The 2,198-nt window shown below is 59.8% G+C and carries 3 protein-coding genes; 2 read left to right on the forward strand and 1 reads right to left on the reverse strand.

The genetic code is table 11. From position 1 onward, the window contains the following. Positions 1-1,017: tyrosine-type recombinase/integrase (locus tag QMK32_RS25070; RefSeq protein WP_283478278.1), on the forward strand; the 1,017-nt coding region annotated here is incomplete at its 5' end. Between the two features lie 171 nt (positions 1,018-1,188). Here the strand turns inward: QMK32_RS25070 and QMK32_RS25075 are convergent. Continuing rightward, complete coding sequence (locus QMK32_RS25075) at positions 1,189-1,764, reverse strand: TetR/AcrR family transcriptional regulator (RefSeq protein ID WP_283478279.1); 576 nt, start codon at positions 1,762-1,764, stop codon at positions 1,189-1,191. 63 nt (positions 1,765-1,827) lie between these two features. Here QMK32_RS25075 and QMK32_RS25080 point away from each other — a divergent pair. Further along, positions 1,828-2,198 (forward strand): alpha/beta fold hydrolase (locus QMK32_RS25080; RefSeq protein WP_283478280.1); only part of this gene is annotated, 371 nt, incomplete at its 3' end.

Genomic DNA, 2,198 nt, shown 5'->3' on the forward strand with positions numbered 1-2,198 from the left:
CGCAGCCCACGCTTTGGGCGAACAGTCGATGTCGCACTCTACGAGGATGCCGCATTCTGGGTGTGGGCGATTATCGAAACTTTGCGGTACAGCGGGATTCGAATCGAGGAGCTCACCGAACTATCGCATCTGAGCGTCCGGCAATACCAACGCCCCAACGGCGAGGTTGTCGCCCTACTCGTCATCGCGCCCTCGAAGTCCGATCGCGAACGCGTAATCCCCATGTCAGCAGAGCTGTTCCACGTCGTCGCCTGCGTGATCCGACGCATCACCAAGTACACCCGATCGGTTCCCCTCGCCACGAGATACGACGACTACCAACGAATCACCGTCGAACCGCAGCCATTTCTTTTCCAGCGGCGCATTGGGCAACGTTTGGAAGTGATGACCAACGGTGCGATTGGCACCACCATCCGCAAGGTCTGCGAAGACCTCGCTGAAATCGACCCACGCTTCCGCGGCGTCCACTTCCGTCCACACGATTTCAGACGGCTGTTCGCCACCGAGCTCGTCAACAACGGCCTCCCCATCCACATCGGAGCCGCCCTGCTCGGTCACCTCAACCTCGACACCACCCGCGGCTACGTCGCCGTCTTCGAGGACGATGTCACCCGCCACTACCAGGCACACCTCGAACGACGCAGAGCGCTGCGCCCACCCGAGGAGTACCCGCCGGTCACCGCCGAGGAATGGACCGAGTTCGAGGCGCACTTCGACAAACGAAAGGTCGAACTGGGTTCCTGCGGGCGGCCATATGCCACACCATGCAGTCACGAACACGCCTGCATTCGCTGCCCCATGCTGCACGTCGATACGAAGATGATCGGCCGACTCACCGAAATCGAAACCGACCTCGAACTACGGCGCGAGCGCGCACAGACCGAAGGCTGGATCGGTGAAATCGAAGGAATCGACCTGACTGTCTCATTCCTGCGCGGCAAGCGTGCCGACGCGGACCGGTTGTCCGCGCGGACAACCGCACTGGGTCTGCCCGATTTCAGACCCAATGTGCGTTGAAACTATAGGGCCTCCACTTGCTTCGGTGTAGGTCGAACGCGTCTCGACATGCCTTGCCCCCCTCGCGAAGTCGAACATCGACAATTCCAAGCGCGCGCCGCTATTGCTGTGACGGCAGCTCAGGATGCCCTCGTTGTGTCAACGTCCGACTCGCCAAATCGTCGACCTGGGTCAACAGTCGAGCATTCCGAAGATCAGCCATTTCAGGCCCACAGTGAAGTCTCGTCGGAGTACGGCGGGCGGTTGCTCGTACCCGTTGCTGTCAATGTTGGGGTGGCTTGCGAAGGCGGCGAACCCAATGGTGTGGATGATAAGAACGTGGACGGCTTGATCGACGCGCTCAGCAGGGACTGACGCCGATTCCAAATGCGTTTTGACCCCATCTCCGAGACGCCGTGCGTTATCTCCTCGAGCTCCCTGTCTGACGAGAAACGCAGGCAAGAGTGCGGCATGTAGTAGCAAAACGTCGTAAGTGTCGACCATGAGTGCTTGTAAGGCAGAGCTGGGATCCTGTGTCGCCACTTGAGTATCGACTGCGCTCAAAACGTCGTCGAGAAGATGATCGACAAGATCTTGCTTGCTGACGACGTGGGCGTAGAGGGCGTTCGGTGCGACACCGAGACGCTTAGCGACCCCGCGCATGGACATTGCCTCAATGCCGACCTCAGCGAGTAACTCACGGGCTGCGGCAAACACTATTTCGGGGGTAAGCCCCGCCCGCTCGCCCGGTTTCCTAGTTGTCGTCATTTTCCTAATGTACGCTGTCCACTATTATTGGACGCCGTCCATTACATCGACGATCGAGGGGTTATGACTAGAGAACTGACGGCGATTGACCGGGTCATCATGGTGAATGGCCGCCGAATTGCTGTGACGACATCGGGATCGGTGGGTCCGGCGGTACTGCTTTTGCACGGGTTTCCTCAGACACGCTTGGCGTGGCGATTCGTAGCGCCTGCGCTCGCCGAGGAAGCGCAAGTTGTCTGCCCCGATCTCCCTGGTTACGGAGAGAGCCAGACTCCGGCTGGAGCCGACGACCCGGCGGCCTATGCGAAGCGTGTCACGGCGAAAACAGTGGTCGATCTTATGCGCGAGTTGGGACATGAGAGGTTCGCTGTCATCGGTCACGACCGAGGCGGACTAGTTGCGTTCAGAGCCGGCCTCGATCACCCCGAGGTCGT

It is taken from the genome of Rhodococcus sp. H29-C3 (assembly GCF_030063405.1).
In the GTDB taxonomy this organism is placed as follows: Bacteria; Actinomycetota; Actinomycetes; order Mycobacteriales; family Mycobacteriaceae; genus Rhodococcoides.

Bases quoted from the DNA above. Each gene is read 5' to 3' on its own strand.
- QMK32_RS25075 (WP_283478279.1), bottom strand. From the start codon at position 1,764: ATGACGACAACTAGGAAACCGGGCGAGCGGGCGGGGCTTACCCCCGAA.